This is a genomic window from Streptomyces longisporus (assembly GCF_039532765.1).
Taxonomy (GTDB): Bacteria; Actinomycetota; Actinomycetes; order Streptomycetales; family Streptomycetaceae; genus Streptomyces; species Streptomyces longisporus.
The window spans coordinates 66,090-83,526 of record NZ_BAAASG010000024.1 but is presented as its reverse complement, the minus strand read 5'-3'; the positions used below and the strand labels follow the sequence as shown (position 1 = coordinate 83,526).

The 17,437-nt window shown below is 70.8% G+C and carries 17 protein-coding genes and 1 pseudogene; 9 read left to right on the top strand and 9 right to left on the bottom strand.

Translation table 11 applies throughout. The features are described from left to right. Positions 1-323: 323 nt before the first annotated feature. The gene (locus ABD355_RS38235; RefSeq protein ID WP_115909279.1) at positions 324-995 is read left to right on the top strand and encodes a 1-acyl-sn-glycerol-3-phosphate acyltransferase; all 672 of its coding nucleotides are present in this window, start codon (positions 324-326) and stop codon (positions 993-995) included. A 69-nt stretch (positions 996-1,064) separates the two neighbouring features. Here the strand turns inward: ABD355_RS38235 and ABD355_RS38230 are convergent, their stop codons facing one another. The 6 genes and pseudogenes from ABD355_RS38230 to ABD355_RS38205 form a co-directional block, all read right to left on the bottom strand. Beyond that, positions 1,065-2,588: an MFS transporter gene (locus ABD355_RS38230; protein WP_344405687.1), complete on the bottom strand. Its 1,524-nt coding sequence runs from the start codon at positions 2,586-2,588 to the stop codon at positions 1,065-1,067. Continuing rightward, positions 2,585-3,133 (bottom strand): TetR/AcrR family transcriptional regulator, encoded by a 549-nt coding sequence (locus ABD355_RS38225; protein WP_344405686.1) that lies wholly within the window; start codon positions 3,131-3,133, stop codon positions 2,585-2,587. Before ABD355_RS38225 ends, ABD355_RS38230 begins: the two co-directional genes overlap by 4 nt. An 82-nt stretch (positions 3,134-3,215) precedes the next feature. Continuing rightward, positions 3,216-4,187, bottom strand: a complete 972-nt coding sequence (locus ABD355_RS38220) for an aldo/keto reductase (RefSeq protein ID WP_344405685.1) — start codon at positions 4,185-4,187, stop codon at positions 3,216-3,218. A gap of 94 nt (positions 4,188-4,281) precedes the next feature. After that, positions 4,282-5,100 carry an alpha/beta fold hydrolase gene (locus ABD355_RS38215; protein WP_344405684.1) on the bottom strand — a complete coding sequence of 273 codons (819 nt, stop codon included), beginning with the start codon at positions 5,098-5,100 and terminating at the stop codon, positions 4,282-4,284. Between the two features lie 196 nt (positions 5,101-5,296). Then, positions 5,297-6,727: an argininosuccinate lyase gene (gene argH, locus ABD355_RS38210; RefSeq protein ID WP_344405683.1), complete on the bottom strand. Its 1,431-nt coding sequence runs from the start codon at positions 6,725-6,727 to the stop codon at positions 5,297-5,299. A 67-nt stretch (positions 6,728-6,794) separates the two neighbouring features. Further along, a pseudogene (locus ABD355_RS38205) lies at positions 6,795-6,974 on the bottom strand (argininosuccinate synthase); the annotation flags it as partial. Between the two features lie 240 nt (positions 6,975-7,214). Here ABD355_RS38205 and ABD355_RS38200 point away from each other — a divergent pair. The 3 genes from ABD355_RS38200 (at position 7,215) to ABD355_RS38190 (ending at position 9,555) form a co-directional block, all read left to right on the top strand. Then, on the top strand, positions 7,215-8,135 hold the full coding sequence (locus ABD355_RS38200; protein ID WP_344405682.1) for a hypothetical protein: 921 nt from the start codon (positions 7,215-7,217) through the stop codon (positions 8,133-8,135). Positions 8,136-8,253: 118 nt separating this feature from the next. Further along, entirely contained in the window at positions 8,254-8,841 is a 588-nt protein-coding gene (locus ABD355_RS38195; RefSeq protein WP_344405681.1) for a pyridoxamine 5'-phosphate oxidase family protein, read from the top strand. 3 nt (positions 8,842-8,844) lie between these two features. Beyond that, on the top strand, positions 8,845-9,555 hold the full coding sequence (locus tag ABD355_RS38190; RefSeq protein ID WP_344405680.1) for a L,D-transpeptidase family protein: 711 nt from the start codon (positions 8,845-8,847) through the stop codon (positions 9,553-9,555). Here ABD355_RS38190 and ABD355_RS38185 read toward each other — a convergent pair. Continuing rightward, positions 9,542-10,999 carry a sensor histidine kinase gene (locus tag ABD355_RS38185; RefSeq protein ID WP_344405678.1) on the bottom strand — a complete coding sequence of 486 codons (1,458 nt, stop codon included), beginning with the start codon at positions 10,997-10,999 and terminating at the stop codon, positions 9,542-9,544. The two genes, ABD355_RS38190 and ABD355_RS38185, sit on opposite strands and share 14 nt — an antisense overlap. Next, positions 10,996-11,736, bottom strand: a complete 741-nt coding sequence (locus ABD355_RS38180) for a response regulator transcription factor (protein ID WP_344405677.1) — start codon at positions 11,734-11,736, stop codon at positions 10,996-10,998. The genes ABD355_RS38185 and ABD355_RS38180 overlap by 4 nt, the downstream gene beginning before the upstream one ends. A 150-nt stretch (positions 11,737-11,886) precedes the next feature. Between ABD355_RS38180 and ABD355_RS38175 the strand changes: the two genes are divergently transcribed. The 5 genes from ABD355_RS38175 (at position 11,887) to ABD355_RS38155 (ending at position 16,816) form a co-directional block, all read left to right on the top strand. Next, the gene (locus tag ABD355_RS38175; RefSeq protein ID WP_344405675.1) at positions 11,887-13,239 is read left to right on the top strand and encodes a ferredoxin reductase family protein; all 1,353 of its coding nucleotides are present in this window, start codon (positions 11,887-11,889) and stop codon (positions 13,237-13,239) included. Positions 13,240-13,251: 12 nt separating this feature from the next. Further along, positions 13,252-13,710, top strand: a complete 459-nt coding sequence (locus ABD355_RS38170; RefSeq protein ID WP_344405674.1) for an FMN-binding protein — start codon at positions 13,252-13,254, stop codon at positions 13,708-13,710. Between the two features lie 75 nt (positions 13,711-13,785). Beyond that, positions 13,786-15,168 (top strand): ferredoxin reductase family protein, encoded by a 1,383-nt coding sequence (locus tag ABD355_RS38165; protein ID WP_344405673.1) that lies wholly within the window; start codon positions 13,786-13,788, stop codon positions 15,166-15,168. Between the two features lie 30 nt (positions 15,169-15,198). Next, positions 15,199-16,020: an FMN-binding protein gene (locus tag ABD355_RS38160; protein WP_344405672.1), complete on the top strand. Its 822-nt coding sequence runs from the start codon at positions 15,199-15,201 to the stop codon at positions 16,018-16,020. A gap of 55 nt (positions 16,021-16,075) precedes the next feature. Beyond that, on the top strand, positions 16,076-16,816 hold the full coding sequence (locus ABD355_RS38155) for an FAD:protein FMN transferase (protein WP_425585836.1): 741 nt from the start codon (positions 16,076-16,078) through the stop codon (positions 16,814-16,816). Between the two features lie 81 nt (positions 16,817-16,897). Here ABD355_RS38155 and ABD355_RS38150 read toward each other — a convergent pair whose 3' ends face one another. Further along, positions 16,898-17,437, bottom strand: a complete 540-nt coding sequence (locus ABD355_RS38150) for an arginine repressor (RefSeq protein ID WP_344405669.1) — start codon at positions 17,435-17,437, stop codon at positions 16,898-16,900.

Genomic DNA, 17,437 nt, shown 5'->3' with positions numbered 1-17,437 from the left:
GCGCGCCGATCGTAGGGGCGTGGACATGACGCGAGAGAGGCGTCGGCCGGAACATGCGGGTGACTCGGGATGTCGTATGGGTCCTCCGGGCAACGAGGTCCGACGAGCGGTGAAGAGGCCCGCGCGGCTCGCCCGTTCGGCGGCGAGTCGTCCGTCACATCGTTCCGGCCTGTTACCGGCAGGCAACGTGGCGTCACCGCAGGTAAACCCGCGTCAACACTGCGTAAGACCTCGGTGAACCCGATGTGCAAGACCCCGGTGACCGCGAGTATCGTCCTCACCTGCACAGACTCATACCGAATCCCTTGACACCGGAGGGCCCGTTGTCCCGCTTCGTGCTCATCAAGGCAGTGCTCGGACCGATCATGCGCCTGATGTTCCGCCCACGGGTGGAGGGCGCGGAGCACATCCCGGGTGACGGTCCGGTCATCCTGGCCGGCAACCATCTGACCTTCATCGACTCGATGATCCTGCCGCTCGTCTGCGACCGTCAGGTGTTCTTCATCGGCAAGGACGAGTACGTCACCGGCAAGAGCCTCAAGGGCCGGCTGATGGCCTGGTTCTTCACGGGCGTCGGCATGATCCCGGTGGACCGCGACGGCGGCCGGGGCGGGGTGGCCGCGCTGATGACCGGGCGCCGCGTGCTGGAGGAGGGCAAGGTCTTCGGGATCTACCCCGAGGGCACGCGGTCGCCCGACGGGCGGCTGTACCGGGGGCGCACCGGCATCGCGCGGCTGACGCTGATGACGGGGGCGCCGGTGGTTCCCTTCGCGATGATCGGGACGGACAAGTTGCAGCCGGGCGGGGCGGGTATGCCCCGTCCCGGGCGGGTCACTGTTCGGTTCGGTGAGGCGATGGAGTTCTCCCGTTACGACGGGATGGACCGGGATCGGTATGTGCTGCGGGCGGTTACCGACTCCGTGATGGCTGAGGTCATGCGCCTGTCCGGGCAGGAGTACGTGGACATGTATGCGACCAAGGCCAAAGCCGCGTAGTGCCTCCGGCGGTTGGCCGTCTTTCGGGTGCGGGTTCGTGGGGGTTGTTCGCGCAGTTCCCCGCGCCCCTTAAGGGCAACTGTCCAGCCGCTCGCCTCGCAGCATGAACCATGCTGCAATCGCCGTCGCAAGAAGAACGGCTGCGCCTGTGCCTGCTGCTATCGCTAGGCCGTCGACGAACGCCTCTCGGGCGGACGTCAGGAGTTCCTGTCCCGCATGCGTCGGCATTCCGGACGCCGCCTCCACTGCGCCCCCCAGTGACTCGTGCGCCCCTTCCGGCGTGCCCACCGGAGCTGTGAAGCCCCGGTAGACGCCCGTCACGATCGAGCCCAGGATCGCGATGCCGAGGGCCGCGCCGAGTTCGTACGCCGTCTCCGAGACCGCCGACGCCGCGCCTGCTTGTTCCTTCGGTACGGAGGAGAGGATGACGTCGGCTGTCACGGTGAAGGAGAAGCCGGCGCCGACGCCCACCACCAGCAGGGCGGCGCCCAGGACGGGGTAGCCCGTCGACCGGTCCAGCGTGGTGAGGGCGGCGAGTGCGAGGCCCACTGCCCCCAGGCCGCCCGCGACCACTGCCCGTACCGAGAAGCGGCGCGCCGCGCGGCCCGCGATCAGGCCCGCTGCCACCGCGCCCACCGCCGCGGGCAGTTCGGCCAGGCCCGCTTCGAACGGACGCCTGCCCTGGACGAGTTGCAGGTACTGGGAGAGGAAGAAGACCAGGCCGGACAGGCCGAGGATGGTCAGCAGGTCGGCCAGGACCGCCGCGCTGAAGCCGCGGTTGCGGAACAGGCGCATGTCCAGCAGCGGGGCGGGGAGCGTGAGCTGGCGGCGGATGAATCCGTACAGCGCCGCCGCGCCCAGTGCGCCCGCGGCGAGCGCGGACCACTCGAAGCCGTGGGTCGCGGCCTCCTTGACCGCGTAGACGACGCCGATCACACCGACCAGGGACAGGGCGACGCTGCTCAGGTCCCACGGGCCCGGGTTCGGGTTGCGGGACTCCGGCAGCGTGCGGATGCCGACGAGGACCAGGACCACCATCACGGGGAGGTTGATCAGGAAGACCGAGCCCCACCAGAAGTGTTCGAGCAGGAAGCCTCCCGCGATCGGGCCGACGGCCGTGCCCGCGGAGGCCGTGGCGCCCCAGATGCCCACGGCGAGGCTGCGTTCGCGCGGGTCGTGGAAGAGATTGCGGATCAGGGCGAGGGTGGCGGGCATGAGGGTGGCGCCCGCGACGCCGAGCAGGGCGCGGGCCAGGATCATCAACTCCGGTGTCGTCGCGTAGGCGTTGAGGACGGATATCGCGCCGAACGCCGTGGCGCCACCGAGCAGGATCCGCTTGCGGCCGATACGGTCGCCGAGGCTGCCCATCGACACCAGCAGGCCCGCGATGACGAAGGAGTAGACGTCTCCGATCCACAGGAGCTGGGTGCCGGAGGGCTTGAGGTCCTCGCTGATGTAGGGGGTCGCGAGACCGAGGACGGTCGCGTCGACGGCCACCAGCAGCACGGCGAGCACCAGGACGGACAGCGCGAGCCAGCGGCCCGGGCGCTTCACCGCCTCGGTCGGGGTCGCCGGCTGCAGGGTGCTGGTCATGATTCCTCTCTCCGTAGCGCGCCGCCGAGCAGCAGCTCGGTGACCATGTGGGTGAAGTCCTTGGGGGCGACGCGGCCGTCGTGCATGGCCCAGGCGCACGAGGCGATCAGGCCGTACAGCGCCTCCGTGAGCCAGACGGGGGTGAGATCGATACGGAACTCGCCCGCTTGCTGTCCGCGGACGAACAGCGCGCCCATGCGGGTGTCGAGCCGCTGCCAGCCCGCGTCCTGGCCGGCTTCCCAGAGCTGGCTCTCGCCGTACAGGAAGGCGAGCAGTCCGGCGGCGGGCTGGATCTCGCTCACCAGCCTGCGCACGGCCTCGCTCGCGGTTCCCTCGTCCAGCCGGGCGGCGTCCAGCGCCGCCTCGCACTCCGCGATGCCGAGCGCTTCGAGCGCCCGTACCAGTGCGTCACGTCCCGCGAAGTGGCGGTGCAGCGTGGCGCGGCTGATCCCGGCGGCCTTGGCGACCTCGTCCATGGTCGCGGTGGATTTGCGGGTCAGCAGGGCTGCGGCGGTGCGCAGTACGTGGTCACGGTCGACGGCCATGAGACGACCATAGCGCATGTGAGACATTGATGTCTCATCGTGGGCGCGTGCGTCTCACGGGAAGTGGGGGTGCTGCTCATTTTCAGTGCCAGGGCAGCTGTCCGCGCTGCTCCCAGTAGGCCTGCGGCTTCTCCACCAGTTCGGCGAGGCGGGCCAGCTGGTCCTCGTCCAGGTCCACGACCGCCGCGTGCAGGTTGGAGGCGAGCTGGGTGGCGGTCGCCGCGCCGGAGAGCACGACTCCGGCCCAGGGCTGACGCAGGATCACGGCGAGCGCCACCGCATCGCAGCCCAGAGACGTTTCTGCGGCTACGGCCTTCAGGACATCCGGTGCATACGGGTCCGCGAGGCGGCCGTTGGCCATGCCCTCCTTGACGATCACGGCGAGCCCGGCGTCGTGCGCCTCGGCGAGGGCGGGACCGGCCGAGGTCTCCAGGACGTTGTACGTCGACTGGACGGTACGGAAGAGGGGCTCGCCGTCGACCGTCACGGCGAGGGCGGCGCGGATGGCGTCGGCCTGCGCGGGGCCGCTGGTGGAGAAGCCGATGGTGGTGCCCTGGGCGGCCGCCTCCGCCAGCCTGGCGTGGAGTTCCTTGTCGGTGAGGGCCGGGCTGTCCGGGGTCACCGAGTGGATCTGGTAGAGGTCGAGGCGGTCGCCGAGCAGTTCGGCGCTCTCGGCGCGCTGGCGCTCGTAGGTCTGCAGGCTGTGGTCCTTGACCTCGTGCGTCTCGGCGTCCGCCGACCAGCCGGCGGTGTAGGTGTAGCCCCATTTGCTGCCCACGACGATGTCGCCGAAGGAAGGGCGGGCGTTCAGCCAGTCCGCGAGGAACTCCTCGGAGCGGCCGTAGGAGCGGGCCACGTCGAAGTAGCGGACGCCCTGGGCGTAGGCGGCGTCGAGGAGTTCGTGGGTGCGCAGGCGCAGGGCGTCGACGGTGCGCTCGGCCGGGAGGTCCTCCTCCCGGCCGAGATTGATGTAGCCCGGACGGCCGACGGCGGCGAGACCCAGTCCGATGTGCGCGGTGGGCGTGGTCGCGTGGGCCAGGCGGCTGAAGGGCATGGTGGCTCCCTGCACGATCGGTGGAGGAGATCCCGCGTCAGGGGCGGGATCCCGCACCAATCTACCCAGCCTCGTGCGGTTCAGCCCGCCCTGGTCAGACGCAGCGCGGCACGAAGGCGGGGTCGGCCGGCCCCTTGCGTCCCAGGGCGTTGAGGACCCACTGCTCGACCAGCGGCGACTTGGGAGCCTGGTCGTGCTCAGTAGTGTCGAGCGGGCAGCGGTCCTGGAGGAGGACGTTGGTCACGTACGAGTCCGGGCCGCTCAGGAAGGCGCTGGTGTACGGCACCACGACCTCGTCGTACTTGGTGGCGATCGCCGTGTAGTCCGGGCCCACCGGGGTCTCCGGGTCGGAGTTGAGCTTCTGCAGGAAGGCCGAACCGGCGGTCTGGTCGACACAGGAGTCGCAGACGGTGGCGCCGGCCGCGAGGGCAAGGGGGTTGGTGGTGCCGTGGTTGGAGGGGACGATGCCGACGAGGTCGTCGACCTTGGTCGCGCCGCCGAGGAACTTCACGTAGTAGCGGGGCATCATGCCGCCCTGACTGTGCCCGACGATGTCCACCTTCTTGGCGCCCGTCGCGCCGAGAACGGCGTTCACGAAGTCCCGCAGTTCGGCCGCCGAGTCCGGGATCGGGGCGGTCTCCAGGCCGCCGTAGTCGAAGGAGAAGACGCAGTAACCGGCGTTCGCCAGCGCGGGCGAGAGGGTCAGCCAGTTCTCGTACGAGGTCTTGAAGGTGCCGTTCACCAGGACCACCGGCTGCGGATGGGCCGAGTCCGGCTTGCAGGACCAGTCGTTGGCGCCGGGCGGCGGAGTGTCGGCGGCGCCCGCAGGGGCGGCGAGTCCGAAGGCGCACAAGGCGGCTATGGCGGTGACGGCGAGAAGGCGGGCGGTTCGTCTGGTACCTCGGGCGCGCATGACGTCCCTTTCATGCTCGGCTGTGATCGACCGGTGTTCGGCATTGTCGACCGGGTAACCGGAATGGTTACCTCCGAGTAGAGCGACGTCAAGGTTTCGGCCAGTGGCCGAATCTCATCCGTTACCCCAGCGGGCCGGGCAGCACGAAGGGCCCGGACGCGCTGTCCGGGCCCTGCTGTGCGCTGCGGTGCGGCTGTCAGGCCTGCTTGGCCGTGGCCCACGCGTGCTGTGCCGCCACATCCGCCTTCACCTCGGCGAGCTGGACGGCGACCGCGCTGGGCGCCGTGCCGCCGCGGCCGTTGCGGGAGGCCAGGGCGCCCGGCACGTTCAGGACCGTGCGCACCTCGGGGGTGAGATGGGCGGAGATCTTGGCGAACTGCTCGTCCGTCAGCTCGTCCAGCTCCTTGCCCTCCGCCTCGGCGGCCTTCACGCACTCGCCGGCGACCTCGTGCGCCACGCGGAACGGGACGCCCTTCTTGACCAGCCACTCGGCGATGTCGGTGGCGAGGGAGAAGCCGGCCGGCGCCAGCTCCTCCATGCGCTCGCGGTGCACGGTGAGCGTCGCCATCATGCCGGTGAAGGCCGGGAGCAGCAGCTCCAGCTGGTCGACGGAGTCGAAGACCGGCTCCTTGTCCTCCTGCAGGTCGCGGTTGTACGCGAGCGGGAGGGCCTTGAGCGTGGCCATGAGGCCGGTCAGGTTGCCGATCAGGCGGCCGGACTTGCCGCGGGCCAGTTCGGCGATGTCCGGGTTCTTCTTCTGCGGCATGATCGACGAGCCGGTGGAGAAGGCGTCGTGCAGGGTCACGAAGGAGAACTCCTTCGTGTTCCAGAGGATGATCTCCTCGGCGATCCGGGAGATGTTGACGCCGATCATCGCGGCGATGAAGGTGAACTCGGCGACGTAGTCGCGGGAGGCCGTGCCGTCGATGGAGTTGCCGACGCTGCCGTTCTCGAAGCCGAGGTCCTTGGCCACCGCCTCCGGGTCCAGGCCGAGGGAGGAGCCGGCGAGGGCGCCCGAGCCGTACGGCGAGACCGCCGTGCGCTCGTCCCACTGGCGCAGGCGCTCCGCATCCCGGGACAGGGACTGGGCGTGGGCCAGGACGTGGTGGGCGAAGAGGACCGGCTGGGCGTGCTGGAGGTGGGTGCGGCCCGGCATCGCCACGTCCGGGTGCGCCTCCGCCAGGCCGACCAGGGCGTCCTGCAGGTCGGCGATCAGACCGGCGATGGTCCGGGCGTGGTCCCTGAGGTACATCCGGAAGAGGGTCGTCACCTGGTCGTTGCGGGAGCGGCCCGCGCGGAGCTTGCCGCCCAGGTCGGGGCCGAGGCGCTCCAGGAGGCCCCGCTCCAGCGCGGTGTGGCAGTCCTCGTCGGCGATCGTGCCCACGAAGGAGCCGTCGGCCACGTCCGCCTCGAGCTGGTCGAGCCCGGCGATCATGCGGGTCAGCTCGTCGTCCGTGAGGAGGCCCGCCTTGTGCAGCACGCGCGCGTGGGCTCGCGAACCGGCGATGTCGTAGGGCGCCAGCCGCCAGTCGAAGTGGACGGAGGCGGACAGCTTCGCCAGGGCCTCGGAGGGACCGTCGGCGAAACGGGCGCCCCAGAGCCGTACGTCACCGCTGTTGCTGCTCACTTGCGTTGCTCCTAGGGAGGATTGGTCGGTATTGCGCACAGTCTCACTCACGCGAGGTCACGTCAGGCTATGTCTGCGACTGGCGCTGGGCCGCGACCTTCGACGACAGGCTGTAGATGTCGATGAAGCCCTTGGCCGCGGCCTGGTCGAAGGTGTCGCCGGTGTCGTACGTGGCGCGGCTGAAGTCGTAGAGCGACGTCGCGCAGCACCGCCGGGTGACGACCGCGCGTCCGCCGTGCAGGGTCAGTCCGGACGGCCTGAGTAGGCGAGTACGACGCGCTCGGTCACGGGAGTCTCCTCACACCGCATTCACTGACATGCATGAGTATGCAGTGCTCTGCATGATTCGTCAATCGACCTCGGGCGGGCGCCGGGCGTGGAGAAGTTCTGGAAGACGGTTGAACAAACGAAACCGCTTACCCGTACTTCACCCCGAACGCCGGCGCCGCGTCTGTAAACCCACTCCTGACCCAAGTGAGGCATCCGCATGTCCAGGGCTCTTCCGAAGTACAACAAGCGTCGCGTCGCGATCATCGGCGGCGCTGCCGCGGTGGCGCTGTCCGGAGCGGTGATCGCCGGTTCCGCCCTCGCCGGGACGCCGTCCAAGAGCAGCGCGAACAACGCCCGGACCCTGGCCGCGTCCCCCGGCACCATCAGCTGCCAGGACGTGGCCTCCAAGCTCCCGGTGGTCCCCGCCTCCGCGCAGGCCGAGGTCACCCGCAACCTCACCCTGCTGCAGACGCAGATCCAGGAGGCCAACAACCGGCTGCAGAGCACGGTCGGCCAGGGCGGCCCCAACTTCGTGACCAACGCCATCCTGGGGCCCCTCAAGGACAAGCGGGTGGCCACGATCAACCGCATCGCCACCGCCATCGGACGTACGGCGGCCAAGCCGACCGGCCTGGACGCGCTCGCGCCGTGCACCCTGAACGCCGGTGGCGCGAACGCCGGTGCCAACACCGGCAACGCCAACGCGGGCAACGCCAACGCGGGCAACGCCAACGCGGGCAACAAGGCCAACGCCAATGCGGGCAACGCCAACGCGGGCAACAAGGGCAACAAGGGCAACAAGGGCAACACCCACGCGGGCAACGCCGGCTCCGGCGCCTCCGCGGTGGGCACCATCAGCTGCCCGGACGTCGCCTCCAAGCTCCCCGCGATCCCCGCCTCCGCACAGGCCGAGGTCACCCGCAACCTCACCCTGCTGCAGACGCAGATCCAGGAGGCCAACAACCGGCTGCAGAGCACGGTCGGCCAGGGCGGCCCCAACTTCGTGCAGAACGCGATCCTCGGCCCGCTGGCCGACAAGCGGAAGTCGACCGTCGACCGCATCGCGACCGCCATCGGCCGCACCGCGGCCAAGCCGACCGGCCTGGACTCCCTGGCCGCCTGCACGCTCACCAAGTAACAGGCGTGACAGGCGCTGTGGCCGCCCCGATCCAGCGCCGGCCGGGGCGGCCACGGCCGGCAAGCGGAGCCCGTAATTCCTTAGACGGGCGAAAGGTTTGCGTCCATAATCGTGAGGCGTGGGAAAGACTTATGAACGCATAGACGGCAGGCTTCGCACGTTCATCGAGGCGCAGCCCCTCTTCTTCACCGCGACCGCGCCCCTCTCCGGCGACGGCACGGTCAACCTCTCCCCCAAGGGCCTCAAGGGCTCCTTCGCGGTGATCGACGAGCTCACCGTGGCCTATCTGGACTTCGCCGGATCCAATGCGGAGACGATCGCGCATCTGCGGGAGAACGGGCGTATCACGCTGATGTGGTGCGCCTTCCAGGGCCCGCCGAACATCGTGCGGGTGCACGGGCGCGGAGAGCCCGTCTTCCGCGACGACCCCCGCTTCAAGGAACTGCTCACCCATTTCCCGGACATCGACCCGACCCCGCACGGCCTGCGGGCGGTCATCCTCGTGACGGCCGAACTCGTCCGCGACACCTGCGGCTACGCCGTGCCCTTCATGACCTACGACGAGGACCGCGACCTGCACGGCAAGCGCTTCGCGCGCGAGGACGACGCCTCGCTCGGCGAGTACTTCGCCAAGAAGGAGCACATCGCCACGAGCCTGGATGGCCTACCCGGGCTGCCGTTGCCGCTGCCCCCGTCTACGGTCTGAGCCATGCGATCAGCTCTCGTGGCCGGCGCCCTGGTGTGCGTCTCGCTCCTGGTCCTCGGTGTCGTGCCGGCCTCCTCGGCCTCCGGTGCGCCTCTTCCCGCCCGGCTGGCCGACACGGGCGGCGGTACGCAGCTGATCACCGCCGTGGCCCCGAAGGCGGCCTCGACGACCGGCATGGTCACCTGGTGGGACCTGCGGGGCGGCCGGTGGGTGAAGGCCGGTTCGGCGGCCGCGCGGTTCGGGGCGAAGGGGCTCGTGGAGGGGGCGTCGCGCAGGCAGAACACGAACACGACTCCGACCGGGCTGTACGACCTGCCGTACGCCTTCGGCATCCAGGCCGCGCCGCGCGGGACCCGGTACGGGTACCGTGCCGTGAAGCAGAGTTCGTGGTGGTGCGAGGACATCCCCTCGACGTCCTACAACCGCTGGACCGATCCGCGTCCGGCCGACTGCCGTGCGTCCGAGTCCGAGCATCTTGCCTCGTACACGACGCAGTACGCATATGCGTTCGTCATCGGGTTCAACTACCACCAGCGCGTGCGAGGGCGCGGGGCCGGGATTTTCCTGCATGCCAACGGACGTGGGGCCACCGCGGGTTGTGTGTCCGTGCCCCGGTCCGCGATGCGGGCGCTGCTCAGGTGGGCGGTTCCCGGGAAGCGGCCGCACATCGCTGTCGGAACAGCGAGCGGGAGTACGGCGATCACACGCTACTGAGCCGTACGGAGAAGGTGGTCGAGCCCGCTCTGCTCTCCAGGCTCACGCTCCCCCCGTGTGCCTCCGCCACCGCAGCCACGATCGACAGGCCCAGCCCCGCGCCCCCGCCGGGGGCGTCCTTGCGGCGGCGGTGTTCGGCTCGGGTGAAGCGTTCGAAGACGCCCGGCTGGATGTCCTCGGGGACGCCCGGGCCGTCGTCGTGGACCTTGAGGAGGACGGTCGTGCCCCCGGTCTCGAGGGACACCGTCACCTTCGTGCCGACGGGTGTGTGCACCCGCGCGTTGGTCAGCAGGTTGGCCAACACCTGTTGGAGTCGATGGGCGTCGCCGTTCACCGTGACCGGTTCCTCCGGCAGCTCCAGGGTCCAACGGTGCTCGGGGCCCGCGGCCCGGGCGTCGGTGACGGCGTCCAGGACCAGCATGGTGAGGTCGACGGGTTGCCGTTCCAGGGGGCGGCCCGCGTCCAGCCGGGCCAGCAGCAGCATCTCGTCGACCATCTCGCCCATACGGGACGACTCGGCGGCGATGCGCTCCAGGGCCCGGGTGATCTCCGGCGGTACCGGGCCGGGGTGGAGCAGGGCCAGCTCTGCGTGCCCGCGGACGGAGGCGACCGGGGTGCGCAGCTCGTGGCTGGCGTCGGCGGCGAAGCTGCGCAGCCGCTCCTCGCTGGCGTGCCGTTTGGTCAGGGCGTCCTCGACATGGCCGAGCATGCGGTTGAAGGCGCCTGCGACGCGTCCGACCTCGCTGCGCGGGTCGGACTCGGGGGCGCGCGGCGGCAGGGCCACCTCGCCGCTTGCAAGGGGGAGTTCGCTGACCCGGGTGGCGGTCGCGGCGACCCGGCTCAGCGGTCTGAGGGACCAGCGCACCCAGAGGGCGCCCGCGACGCCGGTGAGGGTGAGGGCGGCGCCGAAGACGATCCCGGCGACCAGTTCGAGGCGGTGGACGGCGGCCTCCACGGGCTCCAGGGGCAGCCCGGTGATCAGGACGTCGCCGTCGAGGCCCCTGGACGCGGTCACCCGGTAGCCGTGCAGCGTGGAGAGCCGGACGCTGTGGCCCCGGCCGTCGACCGGGACCGCGGCGAGCTGCCTGGTGTCCCTGGCCGTCAGCGTGACGTCGGCGACTCCACCGGTCCTGATGACCGCGGCGCTGGTGGCCGAGCCGTCGACGAGGCGGGCGCCGAAGGTGCCGGCGCCCTGTCTGCGGTCGTCGCCGCGGTTGTCCGCGTCGTGGTCGCTGGGCAGCCGGCCGCCGTGTTCGAGGCTCACGGCGAATCGGTTCCCGGTCTGCTGCAGCTGCTCGTCGAGGCGACTCGTCAGGAAGCCGTTCAACTCGAACACTGCGGCGAGGCCCACCGCCGCGCAGCTGACCGCGAGCAGCACCACCAGGCCGAAGGTGAGCCGGGCCCGGAGCGTCCGTGGCCGGGGCAGCCGCTTCCACGGCCTCATGGCGTCACCGGCTTGAGCACGTATCCGGCCCCCCGCACCGTGTGGATCATCGGCTCGCGGCCCGCGTCCACCTTCTTGCGCAGGTAGGAGATGTACAGCTCGACGACGTGGGCGCGGCCGCCGAAGTCGTAGGACCAGACCCGGTCCAGGATCTGTGCCTTGCTGAGCACGCGGCGCGGGTTGCGCATCAGGAAGCGGAGCAGTTCGAACTCGGTGGGGGACAGCTCGATCAGCTCGCCCGCCCGGGTCACCTCACGGGCCTCCTCGTCCATCACCAGGTCGCCCACCGTAAGCCGTGGCCCCTCGTCCAGCTGCCGTGCCATGCCGGCGCGGCGCAGCAGTCCGCGGAGCCGGGCGACGACCTCCTCCAGGCTGAAGGGCTTGGTGACGTAGTCGTCGCCGCCCGCCGTGATGCCGGCGATGCGGTCCTCGACCGCGTCCCGTGCGGTGAGGAAGAGGACGCACACGTCGGGCTGCACGGTGTGCAGGGAGCGCAGCACGGCGAAGCCGTCGGTGTCGGGCAGCATCACGTCCAGCACGACGGCGTCCGGCTTCAGCTCCCGCGCCTCGGCCAGCGCGGAGGCGCCGTCCCCTGCCGAGCGGACCTGCCAGCCCTCGTAGCGCAGGGCACCCGAGAGCACCTCCGCGAGATCCGGGTCGTCGTCGACGACGAGGACGCGCAGCGGAGTGCCGTCGGGGCGGGTGAGGGCGGGGCGGCCGGAGCGGGTGGTGTTCATCGCCCTACCAGGATCGCCCCTCACCGGGGCGGGCGGCGGCCGCCGGGGCTCTGAGTTTCCTCTGAGTGGGCTCAGAGGGTGCCGTTTCAGAGGCTGCTGAGAGGTTGCGGCGGCACAGTTGCGTCCTGATACAGGCGAAAGGACGCACACATGACGACCGTGTACGAGCGGCGGACGGCACCGGCGGTGGCGCCGGCCGCGCGGCGCTCCCCCGCGGGCCCCGTGCTCGCCCTGCTGTGGGCCGGGGCGGCTGCCGTGGTCGCCCTGTGGTGGACGGACACCGGGTCGGTGGTGGGCACGGCGGGCTGGCTGACCGGGGCCGGGCGGATCGCCGGGCTGCTGTGCGGGTATGCCTGCGCGGTGCTGGTCGCTCTGATGGCGCGGGTGCCGCTGCTGGAGCGGCGGATCGGCTCGGACCGGGTGGCCCGCTGGCATGCGATGGCCGGCCGCTACACGGTGTGCCTGCTGGTCGCGCACATCGTGCTGATCCTCCTCGGGTACGCCGCCCAGGACCGCGCCTCGGTGTGGCACGAGACGCTCACCGTGGTCCTGGACTACCCGGACATGCTCAAGGCCGGCTTCGGCACGCTCATCCTGTTCGCGGTCGGCATCACCTCGGCGCGCGCCGCCCGCCGTCGGCTCAGCTACGAGTTCTGGTGCTACGTCCACCTGCTCACGTACCTGGCGGTGTTCCTGGCCTTCTTCCACCAGCTGACCCTGGGCAACGAGTTCAACGGCCACACCGGCGCGACGGCCGCCTGGTACGTGCTGTACCTCGGCGTCGCGGCCCTGGTGCTGTGGTTCCGGGTCCTGGTACCGCTGCGGCTCAACCTGCGGCACCGGCTGCGGGTGGAGTCGGTGCACAAGGAGGCGCCGGGTGTGTACTCCGTCGTCGTACGGGGCGAGCGGCTGGACGAACTGGGCGCGCGGGCCGGGCAGTTCTTCCGCTGGCGGTTCTTCGGCGAGGGCATGGGGTGGACGTCGACGCCGTACTCCCTGTCGGCGACGCCCCGCCAGGACCTGATGCGGATCACGGTCAAGGCGCTCGGCGACCACAGCGCGGCCGTCGCGCTGCTGCGGCCGGGCACCCGGGTGTGGGCGGAGGGCCCCTACGGGTCGCTGACCCAGGACCGGCAGACCGCGCACAAGTCCCTGCTGATCGCGGGCGGCGTCGGCATCACACCGCTGCGGGCGCTGTTCGAGACGCTGCCCGGCGACGTCACCCTTCTCTACCGGGCGCGCACGGCCGAAGACCTCGCGCTCGGCGCGGAGCTGGAGGCCATCGCCCGCTGGCGCGGAGCCAGGGTGCTGTACGCGCTCAACGGGCCGGACGGGCGGCGCCCCAGCCTCACCGCCCAGTCCCTGCGCGCGTCCTTCCCCGACCTCGTGGGCCATGACGTCTACATCTGCGGCCCGCACGGCTTCGCCCGCGAGCTGTACGAGGCGCTGCGCACCGCGGGGGTGCCGGACCGCCGTATCCACCACGAGTCGTTCGAGCTGTGAAGCAGGAGAACAGTGCACGCGTTGAAGAAGAACCGCCCGCTGCGCCGGATCGTGCTGGCGAGCGCCGCCACCGTCTCCGGGATGGTGCTGCTGCTCTCCCTGAAGCCGCACTCGACACCGGCGGCGGCCCTGGCGGTGCCCGCGCCCTCCCTGCCCGCGCCCTCCGGCAGTTCGAGCGCCGCCGCGCCCACGGGCACCAAGACCGTCACCGGCGACACGGTCCAGACCCGCTGGGGCCCCGTCCAGGTCCGTATCACCCTCAAGAGCGGCAGGCTCACCGAGGTGACCGCCGTCACCTACCCGACGGACAACCCGCGGGACCAGGAGATCAACAGTTTCGCCCTCCCCCGGCTCAGGAGCGAGGCGCTGCAGGCCCAGAGCGCGAACATCGACACCGTCTCCGGGGCCACCTACACAAGTGACGGTTACCGCCAGTCACTCCAGTCCGCGCTGGACTCGGCACGCGGCTGAACACACCGGCGCCGCGCCACGTATCTCAGGGCCAAGGGACCACGACAGCCCCCTTGCCCCCGCCCCGGAGGAACAGTGACCACCACGCTCGCAGGCGGCCGCGCCGCCCGCCGCCAGACGATGCGCCGCATCCGCCCGCGCCGCTCCCCGGCGACCGTCCTGCTGCTCGCCGTATGGGCGGGCGCGGTCGGTGTGCTGTGGCTGTGGTGGCACAACACGCCGTCCATCGCCGACCAGAACGGGAAGATCCTCAACGCGGGCCGGATCACCGGTCTGCTGGCGGGTTATCTGATGGCTCTCGTGGTGCTGCAGATGGCCCGGGTGCCCGCTCTCGAACGGCGCGTCGGCTCCGACCGGGTGGCGCGCTGGCACGCGATGAGCGGCCGCTACACGCTCTGCCTGGTCTTCGCGCACATCTTCCTCATCATGTGGGGCTATGCGCTGCAGGCGGGCAAGTCGCTCGGCGACATCGTCCAGCAGACGATCGACTCCATCAACCAGCTCCCGGACATGGGCAAGGCGGCCATCGGCACCGGCCTGTTCGTGCTCATCGGGCTGACGTCGATCGGCCCGGTCCGCCGCCGGATCCCGTACGACACCTGGTACCACGTCCACCTGCTGACGTACGGGGCCGTCTTCCTGACGTTCTGGCACCAGATCACCACCGGCAACGACTTCGCCGTCGAGCCGACCGCGAAGACCTTCTGGTACGTGCTGTACGGGTCGGTGACCGCGCTGGTGATCTGGTACCGGATCCTCACCCCGATCCGCCTGAACCTGCGGCACCGCATGCGCGTCGAGGCCGTGATCGAGGAGACCCCGGGCATCGTGTCGGTGCTGATCGGCGGGCGGAAGCTGCACCGGATGGGCGCCGAGGCCGGGCAGTTCTTCCGGTGGCGGTTCCTCGCGCCGGGCATGCGGTTCTCCTCCCACCCGTACTCGCTGTCGGCGGCGCCCCGCCCCGACATGCTGCGGATCACCGTCAAGGCGATCGGCGACCACAGCGCTCGGCTGCGCGAGCTGACGCCCGGCACCAAGGTGTGGGCCGAGGGCCCCTACGGTGCGATGACCGCGCAGCGGCGCAGCCGTGGCAAGGTGCTGCTGGTGGCGGGCGGGGTCGGCATCACGCCGATGCGGGCGCTGTTCGAGACGCTGCCCGGCGCCTCCGGCGACATCACGCTCCTGTACCGGGCCAACACCACGCAGGACCTGGCCCTGTGGGACGAGCTCGCCGCCATCGCCGACGACCGCGGCGCCCGGCTGATGTACGCGGTCAACAGCCCGGACGGGGAGCGCCCGGACATCTCGGCGGAGCGGCTGCGGCAGAAGCTGCCGGACATCGAACAGCACGACGTCTTCATGTGCGGGCCGGCCGGGTTCGCGCAGGGCGTGTACGAAGCACTGCGCGGGGCGGGAGTGCCCGCCCGCCGCATCCATCACGAGTCGTTCGAGATGTGAGCGACGGGACTTCAGGAGTCTGGGAAAGCGATGAAGAAGAGTCACCCCATCCGGCGTGTCGTGCTGGCCACCGCCGCCACCGTGTCGGGCGTCGTACTGCTGTTGTCGCTGAAACCGGCGTCCGACCCGAACGCCCAGGCGGCGGGTGCGGCCCCGCAGCAGACCGCGGCCGCGCAGGAGTCGCCCCAGGGCGGCACCGCGGGCGCCGGGAGCGGCACGGTCGACGGCAGCGTGGCCCAGACGCAGTACGGCAACGTCCAGGTCCGGCTGACCGTCAGCAACGGCAAGATCACCAAGGCTGAGGCGATCCAGGCGCCCAAGGGCGGCACCAGCGACCAGAAGACCGCCCTGTCCATACCCAAGCTGACCAAGGAGACGGTCGCCGCGCAGAGCGCGCAGATCGACTCGGTCTCCGGGGCGACGTACACGAGCAACGGCTACAAGCAGTCGCTGCAGTCGGCGATCGACAAGATGAAGGCGAGCGCCGGTTCCTCGAAGGGCGGCACCAGCCCCTCCCAGGGCAGCGGCGGGGGCTCCTCGTCCGGCAAGTCCCAGGGTTCGGGCTCCGCGAGCACCCAGGCCAAGACCGTGACCGGCAGTGTCGCGCAGACCCAGTACGGGCCGGTCCAGGTCCGGATCACCGTCGCGGGCGGCAAGATCACCAAGGCCGACGCGGTGCAGGCGCCCAAGGGCGGGCTCAGCGACCAGAAGACCGCGATGGCCATCCCGAAGCTCAACCAGGAGGCGGTGGCGGCCGGCAGCGCGAAGATCGATGCGGTGTCGGGTGCCACGTACACGAGCAGCGGCTATATGCAGTCGCTGCAGTCGGCACTGGACCAGGCCGGTGGCTGAGTCCGTGGCCGAGTCGGCAGAAGCTCCCGCCGCGGTGCGTCATGCGGAGGAGGTCATGGGGACCGTCTTCTCCTTCGACGTCCGCGGCGGGGAGCCCGGTGCGGTGCAGGCGACGCTGGCGGAGGCCATCGCCGGGCTGCACCGGGTGAACGAGGTGTTCAGCACCTACCGCGACGACAGCGAGGTCTCCCGGCTGGCACGGGGCGAGCTGACCGTGGAGCAGTGCGCCCCCGAGGTCGCCGAGGTGCTCGCACTGGGCGCCGAGGCGGAGCGGGTGAGCGACGGCTGGTTCAGCCTGCGCTACGAAGGGCGGCTGGACCCGACCGGCATCGTCAAGGGCTGGGCCGCCGAGCGCGCGGCCCGTCTGCTGGCGGCCACCCCCGGTGTGAGCGGCGTGAGCATGAACGGCGGCGGGGACGTCCAGCTGCTCGGCATGCCCGAACCGCACCGGCCCTGGCGGGTCGGCGTGGCGGACCCGCTGCGTCCGGGCGGCCTCGCGGCGGTCGTCTCCGCGGCCGGCGCCGACGAGCTGGCGGTGGCCACCTCCGGCACCGCCGAACGCGGCGCCCACATCGTCGACCCCCGCACGGGCCGCTCCGCGGTCACCGACCTGGTGGCGGTCACCGTGGTGGCCCCCGAGCTGACCTGGGCGGACTGCTGGGCCACAGCAGCCTTCGCCATGGGCTCCAGCCAGGGCCTGCGCTGGCTGGAGTCCCTCCCGGACGTGGAGGCCTTGCTGATCACGGCAGGCGACGAGGTCAGATGCACAGGAGGCCTAGCATCTCGACTGGGGTAGCGGGCACCCCCTAAGGGGCGCGGGGAACTGCGCGACAAGCCCCCACTGGCCCGCAGTCGGCAAACGACCACAAGCCCCCTCTCAGTGCCCGTTCTGAGCCAGCCTCAGCAGATGCTCGGCCAGCGCATTACCTCCACCCGGATCCCGGCTGATCAGCAACAACGTGTCGTCACCGGCAATCGTGCCGAGAATGTCGTGCAGTTCGGCCTGATCGATGGCCGATGCCAAGAACTGCGCGGCCCCCGGAGGCGTCCGCAGCACCACGAGATTCGCCGACGCCTCGGCAGAGATCAGCAGCTCCTGCGACAGGCGCCGCATCCGCTCTTCCTTCGCCGACTCCCCCAGCGGCGCCCGCGGGGTCCGGAATCCCCCCTCACTCGGCACCGCGTAGATCAGGTCGCCGTCGTTGTTGCGGATCTTCACCGCGTTGAGCTCGTCCAGGTCCCGGCTCAACGTCGCCTGTGTGACGTTCAAGCCGTCGTCGGCCAACAACTTCGCCAACTGGCTCTGGGAGCGCACCGGTTGCCGGTTGAGGATGTCCACGATCCGGCGGTGGCGTGCGGTGCGGGTCTGCGGCACGGCAGGCCCGGCGTGCTGTGCGTCGTCCTGCGCGTGACTCAT

Excerpts from the sequence above, each read along its gene's own strand:
- ABD355_RS38220 (WP_344405685.1), bottom strand. The coding sequence starts at position 4,187 with ATGCCCTTCAGCCGCCTGGCCCACGCGACCACGCCCACCGCGCACATC.
- ABD355_RS38190 (WP_344405680.1), top strand. The coding sequence starts at position 8,845 with ATGCGATCAGCTCTCGTGGCCGGCGCCCTGGTGTGCGTCTCGCTCCTG.
- ABD355_RS38150 (WP_344405669.1), bottom strand. The coding sequence starts at position 17,437 with ATGAGTCACGCGCAGGACGACGCACAGCACGCCGGGCCTGCCGTGCCG.
- ABD355_RS38215 (WP_344405684.1), bottom strand. The coding sequence starts at position 5,100 with ATGCGCGCCCGAGGTACCAGACGAACCGCCCGCCTTCTCGCCGTCACC.
- ABD355_RS38155 (WP_425585836.1), top strand. The coding sequence starts at position 16,076 with ATGGGGACCGTCTTCTCCTTCGACGTCCGCGGCGGGGAGCCCGGTGCG.
- ABD355_RS38175 (WP_344405675.1), top strand. The coding sequence starts at position 11,887 with ATGACGACCGTGTACGAGCGGCGGACGGCACCGGCGGTGGCGCCGGCC.
- ABD355_RS38225 (WP_344405686.1), bottom strand. The coding sequence starts at position 3,133 with ATGGCCGTCGACCGTGACCACGTACTGCGCACCGCCGCAGCCCTGCTG.
- ABD355_RS38185 (WP_344405678.1), bottom strand. The coding sequence starts at position 10,999 with ATGAGGCCGTGGAAGCGGCTGCCCCGGCCACGGACGCTCCGGGCCCGG.
- ABD355_RS38180 (WP_344405677.1), bottom strand. The coding sequence starts at position 11,736 with ATGAACACCACCCGCTCCGGCCGCCCCGCCCTCACCCGCCCCGACGGC.
- ABD355_RS38230 (WP_344405687.1), bottom strand. The coding sequence starts at position 2,588 with ATGACCAGCACCCTGCAGCCGGCGACCCCGACCGAGGCGGTGAAGCGC.
- ABD355_RS38160 (WP_344405672.1), top strand. The coding sequence starts at position 15,199 with ATGAAGAAGAGTCACCCCATCCGGCGTGTCGTGCTGGCCACCGCCGCC.
- ABD355_RS38200 (WP_344405682.1), top strand. The coding sequence starts at position 7,215 with ATGTCCAGGGCTCTTCCGAAGTACAACAAGCGTCGCGTCGCGATCATC.